The sequence below is a fragment of the Acidovorax sp. 93 genome (genome assembly GCF_003633835.1).
Lineage (GTDB): Bacteria > Pseudomonadota > Gammaproteobacteria > Burkholderiales > Burkholderiaceae_C > Acidovorax > Acidovorax facilis.
In genome coordinates this window covers 5,040,863-5,056,408 of sequence record NZ_RBIT01000001.1, presented here as the reverse complement: position 1 = coordinate 5,056,408, position 15,546 = coordinate 5,040,863, and the positions used below count along the sequence as shown (strand labels likewise).

The 15,546-nt window shown below is 65.6% G+C and carries 16 protein-coding genes; 13 read left to right on the top strand and 3 right to left on the bottom strand.

Annotated elements, in window-relative coordinates:
• Positions 1–213 precede the first annotated feature (213 nt).
• Positions 214–930, top strand: coding sequence for an RNA polymerase sigma factor FliA (locus C8C93_RS23175; protein ID WP_121421293.1), 717 nt, complete (start codon positions 214–216; stop codon positions 928–930).
• 263 nt (positions 931–1,193) lie between these two features.
• Here C8C93_RS23175 and C8C93_RS23170 read toward each other — a convergent pair whose 3' ends face one another.
• The 3 genes from C8C93_RS23170 to flgA form a co-directional block, all read right to left on the bottom strand.
• Complete coding sequence (locus C8C93_RS23170; RefSeq protein ID WP_121508443.1) at positions 1,194–1,568, bottom strand: hypothetical protein; 375 nt, start codon at positions 1,566–1,568, stop codon at positions 1,194–1,196.
• A 71-nt stretch (positions 1,569–1,639) separates the two neighbouring features.
• On the bottom strand, positions 1,640–1,960 hold the full coding sequence (gene flgM, locus C8C93_RS23165) for a flagellar biosynthesis anti-sigma factor FlgM (protein WP_121508442.1): 321 nt from the start codon (positions 1,958–1,960) through the stop codon (positions 1,640–1,642).
• A gap of 93 nt (positions 1,961–2,053) precedes the next feature.
• Entirely contained in the window at positions 2,054–2,854 is an 801-nt protein-coding gene (flgA, locus tag C8C93_RS23160) for a flagellar basal body P-ring formation chaperone FlgA (protein ID WP_228898966.1), read from the bottom strand.
• Between the two features lie 220 nt (positions 2,855–3,074).
• Between flgA and flgB the strand changes: the two genes are divergently transcribed.
• The 12 genes from flgB (at position 3,075) to C8C93_RS23100 (ending at position 15,519) form a co-directional block, all read left to right on the top strand.
• A complete protein-coding gene (flgB, locus tag C8C93_RS23155) occupies positions 3,075–3,533 on the top strand; it encodes a flagellar basal body rod protein FlgB (protein WP_121508441.1) in 459 nt (152 codons plus the stop codon).
• Between the two features lie 36 nt (positions 3,534–3,569).
• Complete coding sequence (flgC, locus tag C8C93_RS23150) at positions 3,570–3,974, top strand: flagellar basal body rod protein FlgC (RefSeq protein WP_121421298.1); 405 nt, start codon at positions 3,570–3,572, stop codon at positions 3,972–3,974.
• Between the two features lie 15 nt (positions 3,975–3,989).
• Positions 3,990–4,646, top strand: a complete 657-nt coding sequence (locus C8C93_RS23145; RefSeq protein ID WP_121421299.1) for a flagellar hook assembly protein FlgD — start codon at positions 3,990–3,992, stop codon at positions 4,644–4,646.
• A 39-nt stretch (positions 4,647–4,685) separates the two neighbouring features.
• On the top strand, positions 4,686–5,966 hold the full coding sequence (gene flgE / locus C8C93_RS23140; protein WP_121421300.1) for a flagellar hook protein FlgE: 1,281 nt from the start codon (positions 4,686–4,688) through the stop codon (positions 5,964–5,966).
• A gap of 58 nt (positions 5,967–6,024) precedes the next feature.
• Positions 6,025–6,765, top strand: a complete 741-nt coding sequence (flgF, locus tag C8C93_RS23135) for a flagellar basal-body rod protein FlgF (protein WP_121508440.1) — start codon at positions 6,025–6,027, stop codon at positions 6,763–6,765.
• Between the two features lie 37 nt (positions 6,766–6,802).
• Complete coding sequence (flgG, locus tag C8C93_RS23130; protein WP_121421302.1) at positions 6,803–7,585, top strand: flagellar basal-body rod protein FlgG; 783 nt, start codon at positions 6,803–6,805, stop codon at positions 7,583–7,585.
• 29 nt (positions 7,586–7,614) lie between these two features.
• A complete protein-coding gene (locus C8C93_RS23125; RefSeq protein ID WP_121508439.1) occupies positions 7,615–8,307 on the top strand; it encodes a flagellar basal body L-ring protein FlgH in 693 nt (230 codons plus the stop codon).
• 383 nt (positions 8,308–8,690) lie between these two features.
• Entirely contained in the window at positions 8,691–9,842 is a 1,152-nt protein-coding gene (locus C8C93_RS23120; protein ID WP_121421304.1) for a flagellar basal body P-ring protein FlgI, read from the top strand.
• Between the two features lie 15 nt (positions 9,843–9,857).
• A complete protein-coding gene (flgJ, locus tag C8C93_RS23115; RefSeq protein WP_121421305.1) occupies positions 9,858–10,778 on the top strand; it encodes a flagellar assembly peptidoglycan hydrolase FlgJ in 921 nt (306 codons plus the stop codon).
• Positions 10,779–10,953: 175 nt separating this feature from the next.
• Positions 10,954–12,930: a flagellar hook-associated protein FlgK gene (flgK, locus tag C8C93_RS23110; protein ID WP_055398315.1), complete on the top strand. Its 1,977-nt coding sequence runs from the start codon at positions 10,954–10,956 to the stop codon at positions 12,928–12,930.
• 27 nt (positions 12,931–12,957) lie between these two features.
• Positions 12,958–14,211, top strand: a complete 1,254-nt coding sequence (flgL, locus tag C8C93_RS23105) for a flagellar hook-associated protein FlgL (RefSeq protein WP_055398316.1) — start codon at positions 12,958–12,960, stop codon at positions 14,209–14,211.
• A 72-nt stretch (positions 14,212–14,283) separates the two neighbouring features.
• Positions 14,284–15,519, top strand: coding sequence for an HDOD domain-containing protein (locus tag C8C93_RS23100; protein WP_121508438.1), 1,236 nt, complete (start codon positions 14,284–14,286; stop codon positions 15,517–15,519).
• Positions 15,520–15,546 lie beyond the last annotated feature (27 nt).

The following is a 15,546-nucleotide window of genomic DNA, read 5'->3' as shown; positions in this document are numbered from 1 at the left end:
AGGCGCAGTGCGCAGCCGAGGCCGGGGCCTTGGCAAGTGCTGCAACGCGGCGAGTGCCTGCCTCTGGGGTCAACCCGGAGGGAAAGCCGGGGCAAGGCCCGGCCACGTCGTTGCAGGCCGCTGGCAGTATTGATACTGCGGCGCGTCCTGCGTCTCGTTGTCGGGCCTTGCCCCGGCTTTCGTGGGCACGTAAAAGTGCATAACACGCTCTCTATGTACACCGCCAAAGGCCAGCTCGATCGTGATGCGATGATCCGCCAGCACGTCCCGCTGGTGCGAAGAATCGCGCACCACATGATCGCCAAGCTGCCTCCCAACGTGGAGCTGGACGACCTGATCCAGGTTGGCATGATGGGCTTGGCGGAAGCCCTGTCGCGCTACGAAGTGGCCCAGGGTGTGCAGTTCGAGACCTTTGCCACCCAGCGCATCCGGGGCGCCATGCTGGACGAACTGCGCGAGGGCGACTGGATGAGCCGCAGCTCCCGCAAGAGCCAGAAAGACATCGAACACGCCGTGCACCGGCTGGAGCAGAAGCTGGGCCGCAGCCCGCTGGAGTCTGAAATTGCCAGCGAGATGGGCATGAGCTTGGTCGAATACCAAAGCCTGCTCGGCAAGGTTCGGGGTACACAACTGGTGTATCTGGAGGACATGACGCATGGCAACGAGGACGATGACGGCTTTCTGGACCGCCATGTGGCAGACGCCGACGCAGACCCTCTGGAATTGCTGCGCGACCAACGGCTCAAGATGTCGCTGGTGAATGCCATCAAGACCCTGCCCGAACGCGAGCAGCACATCATGGGCATGTACTACGAGCACGACATGAATCTCAAGGAGATCGCGGCCGTGCTGGGGGTGACCGAATCTCGGGTGTGCCAGCTGCACAGCCAGTCCATCGCACGCCTGCGGGCCAAGATGCGGGCGCATTGACTACCCCCTGAGTCGCCTTCGGCGCCTTCCCCCTGAAGGGGGACGCCACCAGTGGCCTGGCGGAGCCAGTTCCACGGTGGCACTGGTCGGGGGCTGCGACCGTTTCAGGGGTAACCGCGCCGAGCAGACATCGAAGTTCAATCCTCCGGCCTTCACTGGTAACGGTCAAAACAATAGCTGCTTGCACTTGTAATCCGTGGCTTTGAGAGGATTTTCCTCTCAAAGCCAACAGGGACAAGCGCCAGCAGCTATCTTTTTTTGGCTCAACCAGCCGATTTGTAGATACGGGCCACGCCGGGCTTGCCGGCCTGTGCGCCCCGACCGTCGCCGTAGGTGGAGGGTGTGCCCGCCTGCGGCACCAAGCCTGCCACCTGGCGATCGGCATTCACGGCCAGGCGCGCCAGGCTTTCGCGGTGCACGGCAAGCATGTCGTCAATGGCACGGGCTCGTTTTTGCAGCTGTGCAGGCACGGGCAGACCCCTGGCTGCAGTCTGCTCAAGAACACGCGCGAACTGGGCCGCTGCATCCCGCAGGGCCACACTGTTCTTTTCCAGGGATTGGGGGTCTGCCGCGAGAAGGGCGGCGGAGACTTTTTCGATCAGCTGTTCAACAGCCGAGAGGGATTCTTCCAGGGACATGGCGCATTGTGGGGTGGATAGCGCCTGCCTGCCAAGTCTGTCAATAAAGGTGCGTGCGGGACGCTGAGGAATCAACCGCGCGAGCGGGCCAGGATTTCCTGGGCGTTGGAGAGCATCTTGTCGGCAATGGCTTCGGCGTCCACCGAGAAAGTGCCTTTTTCGATGGCAGCCCGCACCGCCTTGACCTTGCTCGCATCAAAATCACCTGTGGAACGGGATGTCTGGTCCAGCGCACGGGCAGCGGTGGAGACGGTGACGGGCACACCGGCGGTTGACACAGCCGCAGCGTCTTTGGCGGCTCCTTCAGCAGCGCTGGCAGGACTTTTGGCTTGCTTGGCAAGCCCCGTCTGCGCCAAGGCGCCCGGGAGTTCCGGTTTTTGACCAATCTTCATCGCTCTCTCCACCACCCCGTTTGATGTGGGGCACAGTAGCAATGTTTTCGACCCATTTGGCCCGGACTTTAGCCATTTATCACCGCCCCGTCATCAAAGAGCGACGACCACCGTCCCAACCTCATTCACAGTTCCACTTACTATCCTGCCATTATCCATGCGGATGCGAACAATCTGCCCCGCAGCGCCTGCCGACATGGCCTGCCCTGCGGAGGTGACTGCATAGCCGGGGCCCTGGGCAATCACCTTGACCTGGGCGCCTGCGCGAAAGAGCTGGGGGGGCCGCACCATGGTCTGGCGCAATGCCTGGCCGGCCACCAGCTGGCGCGCGGCGACCTGCCCGACCCACATTTCCGGGTTGGCCATCACGGCTGCCGACTCTTCGGCCCAGTCCACTTCCGCCTCGGTGGCGTCATTGGCGGTCAGCACCGTCCCCGGAGCCACCGGGCCGGTCAGCACCCAAGCCGGGCCAAATGCCTTGACGGTCACCGGCAGGTAAACGTTCCATGCGGTTTGCCCCTCGACACAGCGCAGCCCCAGGCGGGTGCGGCCCCACAGCCGGGCGCCCACTGGCAGGTAGGGTTCGACCCGCGCACACGGCGCCAGCCGCAGCCGCGAGTCGAGTGAGCCAACGCTCACTTCCATGCGCAGCGGCAAGCCGGAGGCCTGGTTGCGCGACATCGCGTCATCCAGCCAGCGTTGGGTCAGCGGGCCCAGGTCGGCACTGGGGTCGGCTGCCGCCTGGGCCAGCGCGGCCCCGCTGCTGCCAGCCACTGCAGTCAACCCCAGCACCACCGCCAGAGCGTGCCGAGCCACAGCACGCCGCCCGGCGATCGCCAGAGCGCCAGCGCGAACCAAAGGGGACACGAAGGGGAAAACGAAGATCGATGGCATGGGGCCTCCTGGGCATCGCAGGTCAACAGGTCTGACCGCGCGGGGCGGCAAAGACTCTTTCACGACTGGAACTATAGGCAGGCGAGCCCTGCGCAAAACCCGAAACTGCGCACCCATTTCCGCGTTCTTCGCGCTTTAGAAAAAAGCGGCGGCTTTCACAATCGAACCACGCCGGAAACCCCCAACCGGCTCCTATTGCAACCCAGGGTGTGAGGCAACCATGCTTGACAAGATGACCAACCGGCTGGACTTTCTCGGCAACGCGCTCGTGCTGCGTGCCGAGCGCCAGCGCGCCATCGCCAGCAACATCGCCAACGCTGACACCCCGGGCTACGTGGCACGCGATTTCAGCTTTGGCGATGCGATGCGCGAAGCCACGGGCTTGGGCTCGGGCGTGACCCGCCTGGCCACGGGTGGCTCGGTGGGCACCACGGGCAACCTGGGGGCCAAGGGCGCCACAGACCCCCGCCACATTCCGCTGCCAGCGGCCAGCACGGGCACCGGCGCACCCGGCACGCTGGGTTATTCCGTGCAGACCCAGCCCAGCCTGGACAACAACACGGTGGACCTGGACCGCGAGCGCGCCAACTTTGTCGACAACGCCGTGCGCTATGAAGCCACGCTGCGTTTCATCAACGGCAACGCCAAAACCATGCTCAGCGCGATCCAGGGCCAATAAGCCATCCGCAGTGCAGCGCAGAAAGCGAGTCTCCCCATGTCCATGTTCTCCATCTTCAGCGTCTCGGGCAGCGCCGTCAGCGCGCAGTCGCAGCGGCTCAACGTGGTGGCCAGCAACCTGGCCAATGTCGATGCCGTGGCAGGCCCCGACGGCCAGGCCTACAAGGCGCGCCAGGTGGTGTTCCAGACCGCCCCCATGGGCGCGGACAGCTCGGCCGGTGTGCGCGTGAGCTCCATCAACGAAAGCAACGTTCCCGGCCGCCGCGTGCACGACCCCAGCCACCCGTCGGCAGACGCGGAAGGCTATGTGACGCACTCCAACGTCAACGCCGTGGAGGAAATGGTCAACATGATCTCCGCCTCCCGCTCTTACCAGAACAACGTCGAGGTCATGAACACGGCCAAGTCGCTGCTCCTCAAGACCCTGCAGATGGGCCAGTAACTCTAGGACGCCACCATGATCCTCAACTCCGCCACCAGCGCGCCCACGGTCACCGATGCGACCGGCACCAAGGCCAACGCCGCCACCGACCCTGCAGCCGCGCAGGACCGCTTCCTGAAACTGCTGGTTGCTCAGCTGAACAACCAGGACCCGATGAACCCGCTGGACAACGCCCAGATGACCTCGCAGATTGCGCAGATCAACACGGTGACCGGCATCCAGCAGCTCAACCAGACGATGGAGAGCATGTCGGCGCAGTTCAACTCGCTGCAGGTGATGCAGGGCACGGCCCTGATTGGCCGCAACGTGATGACCGAAGGCTCGACGCTGGCTGTGGCCGACAAGGCCGGCAAAGGTGGCTTTGAGCTGGCCTCGGCCGCCACCAAGGTGAAGGTCGAGGTGATGACCGCTGGCGGCCAGGTGATCGAGACCATGGACCTGGGTGCCAAGGCTGCAGGGCGCCACACCTTCGAGTGGGATGCCAGCAAGTACACCGGCTCCACCGAGGGACTGCAGTTCCGCGTCAGTGCCGTCAATGGTTCGACCAAGATCGACAGCACGTCGCTGGCCCTGTCCAAGGTCACGGCCGCAGGTGCCGAGGACGGCCAGCTGGTGCTGACCCTGGCCAACGGAAAAACCATCAACTACAGCCAGATCAAGGCCCTGGTCTAACCCGGCCGATTCAGTGATAGCCCCCATCAGGAGAACACCATGAGTTTTCAGCAAGGCCTCTCTGGCTTGAACGCCGCCAGCAAGAACCTCGACGTCATCGGGCACAACATCGCCAACTCCAACACCGTCGGGTTCAAGGCCTCGCGGGCCGAGTTTGCCGAAATGGTGGCGTCCGCCATCGGCTCGTCCGGCGGCACCAATGCGGGCATCGGCGTCGAAGTGGGCGCGGTCTCCCAGCAGTTCACACAGGGCAATCTCACGATCACGGGCAACAGCCTGGATGTCGCCATCAACGGCAACGGCTTTTTCACGCTCACGCTGCCCGATGGCACACCCGCCTACACCCGCTCCGGCAACTTCAAGCTGGACAAGGAGGGCAACATGATCACCAACGACAACGCCAACGTGATGGGTTACCCCGTGGACCCGGTCACCGGCCTGCGTTCGGGCACCGACCCCATCCCTATGGTGTTCCCCACCTCCGAGCCCATCCCTGCCAAGCAGACCACCACGATCACGGCAGCATTCAACCTGCCGGCCACGGCCACCGATGCGGCCGGCGACCCTGCCGCCACGCCGCCCATCCCGGCCACACCGCGCGCCACCTACGGCACGTCGATCAACGTGTTCGACAGCCAGGGCGTGGCCAAGCCAGTGAGCCTGTACTTCCAGAAGACCGCCACCGACAACACCTGGGACGTGTACGACCAGCTGGACGACCCCACGGCAGTGCCTCCCGTGGTGGCAACTCCTATAGGCCAGATCACGTTTGACAACAATGGCGCCATCACGGCCCCCGTGGCCACGCCCCCCGCCACGGGCTTCGCGCTCACGCTGAACGTGAACCCGACCCCGCCCAACCCCAACAACCTGCCCGCGTTTGATGTGGCGGTGAGCCTGGACAAAGTCTCACAGAGCGGCAACAAGTTCTCGGTCTCCAACCTGAGCCAGGACGGCTACACCACGGGCGAGCTCACGGGCATCAACATCGAGAACAACGGGATGATCATGACCCGCTACTCGAACGGCGTGACCCGTGCAGAAGGCCAGCTGGCGCTGTCGAGCTTCCGCAATACGCAGGGCCTGGCTTCGGTAGGCGGCAACAACTGGGTCGCCACCTTTGAATCCGGCCAGCCGGTGGCTGGCACGGCCACCGACGGCAACTTCGGGTCGCTGCGCTCGGGCGCGCTGGAAGACTCCAACGTGGACCTGACCGCCGAGCTGGTGAACATGATGACCGCACAGCGCGCCTACCAGGCCAACGCCCAGACCATCAAGACGCAAGACCAGGTGATGTCCACCCTGGTGAACTTGCGTTGATCGGGAACGGTTCGTAAGAACTCTGCACTGAAACAGCCCTGGACAACGGAGAGCCCCCATGGACCGCATCATTTACACCGCGATGACGGGCGCCAACGCGGCCGCCCACCGGCAGGCCGTGTTGTCCAACAACCTCGCCAACGCCTCCACCCAGGGGTTTCGTGCGGAGATGTCCACCTTCCGCTCGGTCCCCATCCAGGGCGATGGCTCCAAAACCCGTGTGTTTGCGCTGGAGGCCACCTCGGGCCACGTGAGCACGCCCGGCCCCGTGCAGCGTACCGGCCGCAACCTCGACGCCATGGCCGTGGGCAATGCCTGGTTTGCCGTGCAGGGACTTGACGGTACCGAGGCCTACACCCGCGCAGGCACCTTTGAGGTGTCGGCCACGGGCCAGCTGCTCACCCCCACCGGACTGCCTGTGCTGTCCGATGGCGGCGCGCCCATTGATGTCCCGCCGGGCGCCGAAGTCACGCTGGGCTCGGATGGAACGGTCACCGCCAAGGCAGCGGGCCAGCCCGCGCAGGCCATCGGCCGCCTCAAGCTGGCCACCCCCACACCGGAAGACCCGCTCAAGCGCGGCGACGACGGCCTGTTTCGCGCCACATCGGGCGACCCCATCCCGAGCGACCCTAACGCCCGCATGCTGGCCGGCGCGGTGGAAGGCTCGAACGTGAACCCGGTCGAAAGCATGGTCGGGATGATTGCCGCATCGCGCCAGTTCGAGCAGCAGATGCGCCTGTTGCAGTCCGCCGAAACCAACGACAAGACCGCCAGCCAGTTGCTGAGCATGAACGGCTGAGGTCGCGCCCCGCGCCGCCACGCCAAAAGGAAGCACCATGATCAACTCCCTCTGGATCGCCAAGACCGGCATGTCTGCCCAGCAGACCCAGCTCGACGTCATCTCGCACAACCTGGCCAACGTCTCCACCACCGGCTACAAGCGCAACAACGCGGTGTTCGAGGATCTGATCTACCAGAACCTGCGCCAGGTGGGTGCCAACACCACCGAGCAGAACCAACTGCCCACCGGCCTGCACCTGGGCCTGGGCGTGCGCACGGTGGCCACCAGCCGCAACTTCGTTCAGGGCAGCCTGCAGGAGTCCAAGAACAACCTGGACGTGGCCATCAACGGCAATGGTTTTCTGGAAGTGACCATGCCCGACGGGACCATCGGCTACACGCGCGACGGCTCGTTCCAGGTCGATTCGCAAGGCCGCCTGGTCAACTCCAGCGGCCTGCCCGTGGCCAACGGCATCACGGTGCCCGCCAACGCCACGAGCGTGACCATCAGCGCCGATGGCGTGGTGTCGGCCACCGTACAGGGCAACACCCAGCCCCAGCCCTTGGGCAACCTGGCGATGTCGGCCTTCATCAACCCGGCCGGCCTCGAGCCCATTGGCCAGAACCTGTTCAAGGAATCGGCCGCCTCGGGCCAGCCCCAGCAGGGCACGCCCGGCACCAACGGGCTGGGTATTCTCAAGCAGGGGTTTCTGGAAGCCTCCAACGTCAACGTGGTGGAAGAGCTGGTCACCATGATCCAGGCACAGCGTGCCTATGAGATGAATTCCAAGGCCATCCAGACTTCGGACCAGATGCTGGCCAAGCTCAGCCAGCTGTGATCCCGATGCCGACACCAGGAGCGTTCGCCATGCTGCCGTTCACACGCCTTTTTGCCCTGCCCGCCGCCGTGGGCGCGCTGCTGCTCACGGGCTGCGCCGCCACCCTGTCGCCGCCGCCGCCGGTGGACATCCTGCCGACCACCCCACCACCACTGGCCGCAGTGCACCGTGCACCACCGCCCGTGACCGGGGGCCTGTTCCACAACGCCAGCTACCGCCCCGCGTTCGAAGACCGTCGCGCACGGCTGGTGGGCGACAACGTCACGATCATGATCGTCGAGAACGTGACGGCCAGCCAGAAATCCTCGTCCACCGTGGACCGTACCTCGGAGGCCTCGGCCGGCATCACCAACCTGCCTTTCGTGAAAAAGTCGCTGGCCGACCGCACCACGCTCGGCGCCGGTTCGGAAAGCACCTTCTCGGGCAAGGGTGGCACCGAAAGCGCCAACACCTTCACCGGCTCGATCACCGCCACCGTGGTGGACGTGCTGCCCAACGGCCACCTGGTCGTGACGGGCGAGAAGCAGATCGGCGTGAACCAGAACGTGGATGTGCTGCGCTTCTCGGGCACCATCGATCCGCGCGCGCTGCAGCCGGGCAGCATTGTCAACTCGACCCAGGTGGCCAATGTGCGGGTGGAATCCCGTGGCCGTGGCGCACAGAACGAAGCCCAGGCCTTGGGCTGGATGAACCGGGTCTTCAACACGATCACGCCGTTTTAGGGTTTCACCCCCTGAGGCGCTGCGCGCCTTCCCCCTCTCTCTACGCGCTGCGCGCTACGGGAGGGGGACGCCGCCAGCGCGGCGGGGCGGCCCTTGCGCGGCGGCCCGCGCTTTGGCCGCGCCAGTTTTGACGAGCACTGGGCTGCGGGATGGCTGCGATTGTGTAGTCGATCTCAAAATCGCTATCTTATTTATAGCTATTTACGCTTATCTATTAAGCGACAGCGGCCATTTTTATTCATATTTCACCTTGCAGCTTGACCCGGACCAACCGCCTAGGCGCACGGTACGCCACCGCCGTTTCCCACCCGCTCGGGAACCCATGCAATAGGCCGGTGAACCCGCTTCTTTTTGGGTTTTAGTTCCTGGCGGGGCCGCCCACAATCGGTGTCATGAAAGCCTTGTCCCACTCCCTCTTGTCACGCCCCGTGCGCGCGCTGTGGCTGTTGCTGGCCCTCGTGGCTGCTGGTGTGGCGGTGCCTGCCCATGCCTTGCGCATCAAGGAAGTGGCGGCGGTGCAGGGCGTGCGCAGCAACCAGCTGACGGGCTATGGCCTGGTGGTGGGGCTGGACGGCACGGGCGACCAGACCACGCAGATGCCTTACACCACGCAGGCCATGTCCAACTACCTGCAGCAGATGGGCATCAGCCTGCCGCCTGGCACGGCGAACCAGTTGCAGCTCAAGAACGTGGCGGCGGTGATCGTCACGGCACAGTTGCCGGCCTTTGCCCAGCCCGGGCAGATGATCGACATCAACGTGTCCTCCATGGGCAACGCCAAGTCGCTCAAGGGCGGAACGCTCATCGTCACGCCCCTGCGCGGCGCCGACGGCGAGATCTACGCCCTGGCCCAAGGCAATGTGGTGGTGGGAGGCGCGGGCGCCTCGGCGGGAGGCAGCAAGGTGCAGATCAACCACCTGAGTGCAGGCCGGGTTCCGCAAGGCGCACAGGTCGAACGCGCCGTGCCCACACCCCTCAACGAGGGCGACACCATCAACCTGGGGCTCAATGCCTCGGACTTCCAGACCGCACGCCGCGTGGCGCAGGCCATCAACACCAAACTGGGTAGCGGCCTGGCCACGGCGCTCGACGGGCGCACCGTGCAAGTGCGCGCACCGCTGGACCCCGGCGCCCGCGTGGGCTTCATCGCCGACCTGGAAGAACTGCCCCTGGAGGCGTCCACCCCCTCGGCCAAGGTCGTCATCAATGCACGCACCGGCTCGGTGGTGCTGAACCAGGCCGTGACGCTGGGCCCCTGCGCCATTGCACACGGCAACCTGTCGATCACCATCAGCTCCACGCCCGTCATCAGCCAGCCCGCTCCACTCTCGCAAGGGCAGACCGTGGTGGCGCAGCAAAGCGACATCCGCATCAACCAGGAACCGGGCAACATCATCCAGATGCCGGCTTCACCCCAGCTGGCAGACGTGGTCAAGGCGCTCAACACGCTAGGGGCCACGCCGGGCGACCTGCTGGCCATCCTGCAGGCCATCAAGGCCGCCGGCGCCCTCAACGCCGAGCTGGAAGTGATCTGACCCCGGGGAGCAACCATGGCCCTCACCCTGCCCTCGTCCAGCACCACCAGCAGCACGTCCAATGCGCTGGCGGTGGACATCCGCTCGCTCAATTCGCTCAAGTACGACGCGGGCACGGCCAACAACGCCCAGACCACGCGCGAGGTCGCCAAGCAGTTCGAGTCGCTGTTCATGCGCGAGCTGATCAAGAGCATGCGCGACGCCACGATGAAATCCGGCCTCATGGAAGGCGAGCAGGCCAACCTGGGCCAGGACATGCTGGACCAGCAGCTGTCGGTCAGCATGTCGGGCCAGCAGGGCGGGCTGTCTGAAGCGATTGCACGCCAGCTCTCGCGGCAGATGGGCGGGGCCGACGCCAATTTCTCCGTGCCTTCCACACTGAGCCTGCCGCAGGCGCTGCCCCGCACAGCGTCCTCGGCCACCGGCACACCGGCCGAGGCCACTGGACCCGCGCCCAAGGGCCGCGATGGTTTTGTGCAGCACCTCTCGGGCACCGCCGAGCGCGTGGCCCAGGAGAGCGGCATTCCGGCCAGCTTCATGCTGGGCCAGGCTGGCCACGAAACCGGCTGGGGCAAAAGCGAGATCAAACACAAGGACGGCTCCAACTCGTTCAACCTGTTCGGCATCAAGGCCGGCAAGGGCTGGACAGGCAAGGTGGCCGAGATCACCACCACCGAATACATCAACGGCAAGGCCCAGAAGGTGACGGCGAAGTTCCGCGCCTACGACTCGTACGAGGATTCGTTCCGGGACTACGCAAAGCTCATCAAGGACAGCCCGCGCTACGAGAAGGCCGAATCCGTCGCCCAGTCCGGCTCGGCCATGGCCTATGCCTCGGCGCTGCAAAAGGCGGGCTACGCCACCGACCCCGAGTACGCCAAAAAGCTCGGCGGTGCCATCAATAGCGTGCTGCGCACGCTGCGCGCGCAGGCTTGACCATGCAAACACCCCCTGAGTCGCTTCGCGCCTTCCCCCTCTCTCGCTTCGCGGGAGGGGGACGCCCCCAGCGCGGCGGGGCGGCCCTTGCGCGGGGGCACTGGCTAGGGCCGCGCGAGTCTCACGCGCTGGGGGTGCAGGCAGCGCTGGGGATCACTGAAATGCGAGGTGAGTCATGAGCTTGCTCAACGTCGGCGCCCGCGCCCTGTTGGCCAACCAGGTGGCGCTGCAGACGGCGGGCCACAACATTGCCAACGTCAACACGCCCGGCTATTCGCGCCAGACCGTGGTGCTGCAGACCGTGCAGGGCCAGTTCACGGGCGGCGGCTACATCGGCCAGGGCGTGGATGTGCAGACCATCCTGCGCAACCAGAGCGAGCTGCTCACGCGCCAGTCGGCCACGGCGGGCTCGGTGCAGTCGTCCGACATCGTGCGGGCCGAGCGCCTGCGCCAACTGCAGGAGGTCTTCAGCGGCGGCACGGCGGGCCTGGGTGCAGCCATCAATGACATGATGAATGCGTTCTCGGACGTGGTGAGCGCCCCCACGGACATCACTGCGCGCACCGTGGTGCTCACGCGCATGGACGAAACCGCCTCGCGCATGCGTGCGGCCGCCGACCGCATCAACGAAATCCAGTACACCGTGACCGAACAGCTGCAAAGCAGCATCACCGCCGTCAACAGCCTGGCCGGGCAGATGGCCAGCGTGAACGAGCAGATCGCGCGCGCCAAGGGCAATGGCCAGACTCCGAACGACCTGCTGGACCAGCGCGACCAGATCATCCGCGACATCAACCAGTACGTGCAGACCACGCAGATCCCAGCTGACGATGGCACCGTGGGCCTGTTTGTGGCGGGCAGCCAGCCGCTGGTGCTGGGCACCACGGCCACCAGCCTGTCCATCGATGACGCGACGGCCTTCCCCGGCAGCGGCCAGATCAAGCTGTTCTTCAACCGGCCCGGTGCGCCAGCCGTGGAGATGGACGAGAACGTGCTCGGCGGGGGCTCGATGTCGGGCCTGCTGCGCTTTAACAACAACGATCTGGCCGAAGGGCGCAACCTGCTGGGCCGCATGGCCATGGCCATCGGCATGACGATGAACGACCAGCACAACCTGGGCCTGACGCTGGACGGTGCGCTGGGCAAGGACCTGTTCGCGCTGCCCGCCAGCATGCCGGGCCACACCAACGGCGCGGGCGTGGGCACGGTGTCCTTCACCGGCCCCACGGAGTTCGCGGCGTCGGACTACGAAATCCGCTTTACCACCGGCACGGCCGGGCAGGTGGTGCGCTTGTCGGACGGCACGTCCACCCCGTTCACCGACGCGGCCAACCTGGCCACGCTGCAGATCGACGGCCTGAACTTCAACCTGACCACGCCCGGCAACCCCGGCGAGCGCATGTTGTTCAAGCCGTTCAGCACCGCGGCGGCCAACATCCAGTCGCTGGTGTACTCACCGCGTGATCTGGCTGCGGCCAACCCCATCAACGCGGCCATGGGCACCTCCAACGGCGGCACGCTGCAGCTGGCGGGCCTCAAAGCCACGGGCCTGCCCAACCCGCCAGGGCTGGTGCTGCCGCCCAACGCCAACCCGGCGGCGTTGCCCCCCATCCTGGGCGGTATCCAGCTGCAGTTCACGGCCGGCCCGCCCACCACATACGACGTGCTGGACCGGGGCACTGCGCCACCCACCACCATTGCCGCCGCGCAGCCCTACACGCCGGGTGCACCCATCTCGATCAACGGTTGGGAGATCAAGCTGCAGGGCAGCCCCAACACGGGCGACACCGTCGTGATCGGCAATGCATCGGACCCGCAGTACGGCGACATCTTCACGCGCAACGCGGGCAACGCGAGTGCGCTCATGGGCCTGCGGGACGTGAAGATGTTCGACGAGTCCACACTCTCCGACGGCTACGCTGGGGCCATGGCCCAGGTGGGCACCCGCACCCAGAGCGCGCTGTTCGCGGCCGAGCTGTCCACCACCATAGCGGCCAACCTGGAACGGGACCGTACGGCGATTTCGGGCGTGAACCTGGACGAGGAGGCTGCAAGGCTGATCCAATACCAGCAGGCGTACCAGGCATCGTCCAAAATGATCCAGATTGCGCAAAACATCTTTGACTCGCTGCTGCAGGGCCTCGGCCGCTGACCGCGGGACAGGAGTTAGGAGTTCGACATGAGTAACAGCATCTACCGCCTTGGCACGGCCAACATGTATGACAACGCGCTGCGCAACCTGGGCACTCGCCAGACCAACCTGTCGAACCTGCAGGAGAACCTGACCTCGGGCAAACGCGTGGTGCGGGCCAGCGATGACCCCGTGTCGGCCGCGCAGGCCGAACGCGCCATCAACCGGCTGGCGCGCATCCAGACCGAGCAGCGCGCACTGGAAACGCAGCGCAACGCCATCGCGCAGGCCGAGTCCGCCCTGGGCGACGCAGTGGACCTGGTGCAGAACTTCCGCGAACTGGTGGTGAACGCCGGCAGTGCGGCCCTGACCCCCAACGACCGCAACACCATCGCCAACCAGCTGCAAGGCCTGCGCGAGCAGCTGCTGGAAGTAGCCAACCGCAAGGACACAAACGGCGTTCCCCTGCTCAGCGCCCTGGGCAGCGCGCTCGCGCCGTTCCTCGGTCCCCTGAGCACCAGCCCCGACTACAGCTTTGAAGGACTGCCTGGCCAGACAGCCAGCAGTGGCGTGTCGATTCCCAACACCCTGGATGGCGAAGCCGCCTTCATGTTCGACCCGCAGCGCGATGGTGTCTACACCGCAGGTGTCAGCGCCATTCCCTCCAGCCGCTTCCTCAACACCACGGCGGTCACCCCCGTGGACCCGAGCCTGGTAACGGGCGACAACTACACCATCACCTTCAGCGCGGTCGGCCCGGGTGCCACACCCGGCACCACCACCGCCACCTACACGCTCACCAACACCACCACAGGCGCCGTGTCACCGGCCGTGGTGGTGCCCGACTATCCCACCGATAAGCCAGTGACCATCGCCATCACCAGCATCCCGGGCCTGAGCTTCGACATCAAGGGCAACCCTGCCACCGGGGACACCATTACCCTGCAGCCCAGCCCGAGCATGTTCAGCACCCTGGACAACGCGATCCGCGACATCCGCAGCGCCCCCGACAGCAATGCAGCGGCGCAGGCAGTGGGGCAGGCCCTGGGCAACATGGACATTGGCCTGGAACGCCTGCACAACATGCGCGGCTACGCAGGCGAGCTGCTCAACCGAGCGGACCGCATCACGGGCGACCAGGAAAAGCGCTCCATCCAGCTCGAAGGCGACCGCTCGCGGGCCGAGGATCTCGATATGATCCAGGGAATTTCAGACTTCCAGAACCAGCAGGTGGGCTACGAGGCAGCGCTCAAGTCCTATGCGCAGGTTCAGAAGCTGTCCCTGTTCAATTTCATCAGTTAAAGCGGGCCTGCCCACGCTGCACAGCCCCGGGCGGGGACAGGCCCCAACGACGAGACAACCGCCTAAGAGCACATGGTCCAATCTGTCCTTGGCAGCCTGATTCTGGGTTACCGCCCTTTGTGGAACCGCGCCCGCAAGCTCGCGGCCATCCAGCTTTATGTGCACAGCGAGGCCTCGGCCCTGGTCGATACCGCCCACCTGCTGCGCACGCTGCAGGAGTTGTGGTCTGCCAGTTCTCCCCCGATTCTGCTGTCCCCCCAAAGCCACCAGCTGTTGTCCAACATGCTGGAGCACGCGCCACGTGGCGCGCCCTGGATCGAGGTGCGCGGCAACTGGTTGTCCGACTCCACCATCTATGCGCTGGTCAAGGCCGCCCACCAGCGGGGCCTGAAGCTCGTGTGGCGCGGCGAGCTGGGTCGGCTGCCCGAGCCCGACATTGCCCAGTGCTTTGACAACAGCCTGCTCACTCTGCGCCCCGAAGACGCCGTGGCGGCCCTGAAGGCGGCCCCCGCCGCCCGCCCTGGCGGCACCCCCACGCAGCCCGCGCGCACCACCAGCCCGGTGCTGGCCGGGCAGATGTACGAGAACATTGCCAGCCGCGCGCTCATGGAGCATTGCCTGGACCAGCACAACGCCCTGGCACTGGCCGGCTGGCCCACCGAAGATGTGCTCTACAGCCTGCGCCACCATCCCCAGCAGCCATCGCACGCGGTGATCTTCAAGCTCATGAAGGCCATCGACGCAGAGCAGTCGCTGGAAACCTTTGAAGACATCATGGGCCAGGACCCGATCCTGGCGTACCGCTTCATGGTGTACACCAACTCTGCGGCCCTGGGCCTGCGCACCGGCATCGATTCGCTGCGCCGGGGCCTGGTGATGATGGGCTACGGCTCCATCAAGCGCTGGCTGTCTGACCAGCTGCCCCATGCCAGCACCGACCCCAACATGCAGCCGGTGCGCGAGGCCATGGTGATGCGTGCCCAACTCACCGCACAGCTGCTCGACGCGGGCGTGGAGAACGATCTGCGCCGCGAGATCTACCTGTGTGGTCTGCTATCGCAGATCGACGACCTGCTGGGGGAGCCGCTTGGCACCATCCTGCGCCGTCTGCCCTTGTCCGAGCGCATCTATGACGCCACGGTGCTGCGCACCGGCCCCTACACCGGTGGCCTGCAGATGGCCTGCGCGCTGGAGACCGACGACGCCAGTGCCATTCGCAACCTCTGCGAGACGTTCGAGCTGGACCTGGAAGAGGTCAACCGCGCGCTGCTGCGGGTGCTGGCCGACCTGGAAGTAGAGAGAAGATAACCCCCCTGAGCCGCTGCGCGTCTTCCC

Excerpts from the sequence above, each read along its gene's own strand:
- C8C93_RS23175 (WP_121421293.1), top strand. The coding sequence starts at position 214 with ATGTACACCGCCAAAGGCCAGCTCGATCGTGATGCGATGATCCGCCAG.
- C8C93_RS23170 (WP_121508443.1), bottom strand. The coding sequence starts at position 1,568 with ATGTCCCTGGAAGAATCCCTCTCGGCTGTTGAACAGCTGATCGAAAAA.
- flgM (WP_121508442.1), bottom strand. The coding sequence starts at position 1,960 with ATGAAGATTGGTCAAAAACCGGAACTCCCGGGCGCCTTGGCGCAGACG.
- flgA (WP_228898966.1), bottom strand. The coding sequence starts at position 2,854 with ATGCCATCGATCTTCGTTTTCCCCTTCGTGTCCCCTTTGGTTCGCGCT.
- flgB (WP_121508441.1), top strand. The coding sequence starts at position 3,075 with ATGCTTGACAAGATGACCAACCGGCTGGACTTTCTCGGCAACGCGCTC.
- flgC (WP_121421298.1), top strand. The coding sequence starts at position 3,570 with ATGTCCATGTTCTCCATCTTCAGCGTCTCGGGCAGCGCCGTCAGCGCG.
- C8C93_RS23145 (WP_121421299.1), top strand. The coding sequence starts at position 3,990 with ATGATCCTCAACTCCGCCACCAGCGCGCCCACGGTCACCGATGCGACC.
- flgE (WP_121421300.1), top strand. The coding sequence starts at position 4,686 with ATGAGTTTTCAGCAAGGCCTCTCTGGCTTGAACGCCGCCAGCAAGAAC.
- flgF (WP_121508440.1), top strand. The coding sequence starts at position 6,025 with ATGGACCGCATCATTTACACCGCGATGACGGGCGCCAACGCGGCCGCC.
- flgG (WP_121421302.1), top strand. The coding sequence starts at position 6,803 with ATGATCAACTCCCTCTGGATCGCCAAGACCGGCATGTCTGCCCAGCAG.
- C8C93_RS23125 (WP_121508439.1), top strand. The coding sequence starts at position 7,615 with ATGCTGCCGTTCACACGCCTTTTTGCCCTGCCCGCCGCCGTGGGCGCG.
- flgJ (WP_121421305.1), top strand. The coding sequence starts at position 9,858 with ATGGCCCTCACCCTGCCCTCGTCCAGCACCACCAGCAGCACGTCCAAT.
- flgK (WP_055398315.1), top strand. The coding sequence starts at position 10,954 with ATGAGCTTGCTCAACGTCGGCGCCCGCGCCCTGTTGGCCAACCAGGTG.
- flgL (WP_055398316.1), top strand. The coding sequence starts at position 12,958 with ATGAGTAACAGCATCTACCGCCTTGGCACGGCCAACATGTATGACAAC.
- C8C93_RS23100 (WP_121508438.1), top strand. The coding sequence starts at position 14,284 with ATGGTCCAATCTGTCCTTGGCAGCCTGATTCTGGGTTACCGCCCTTTG.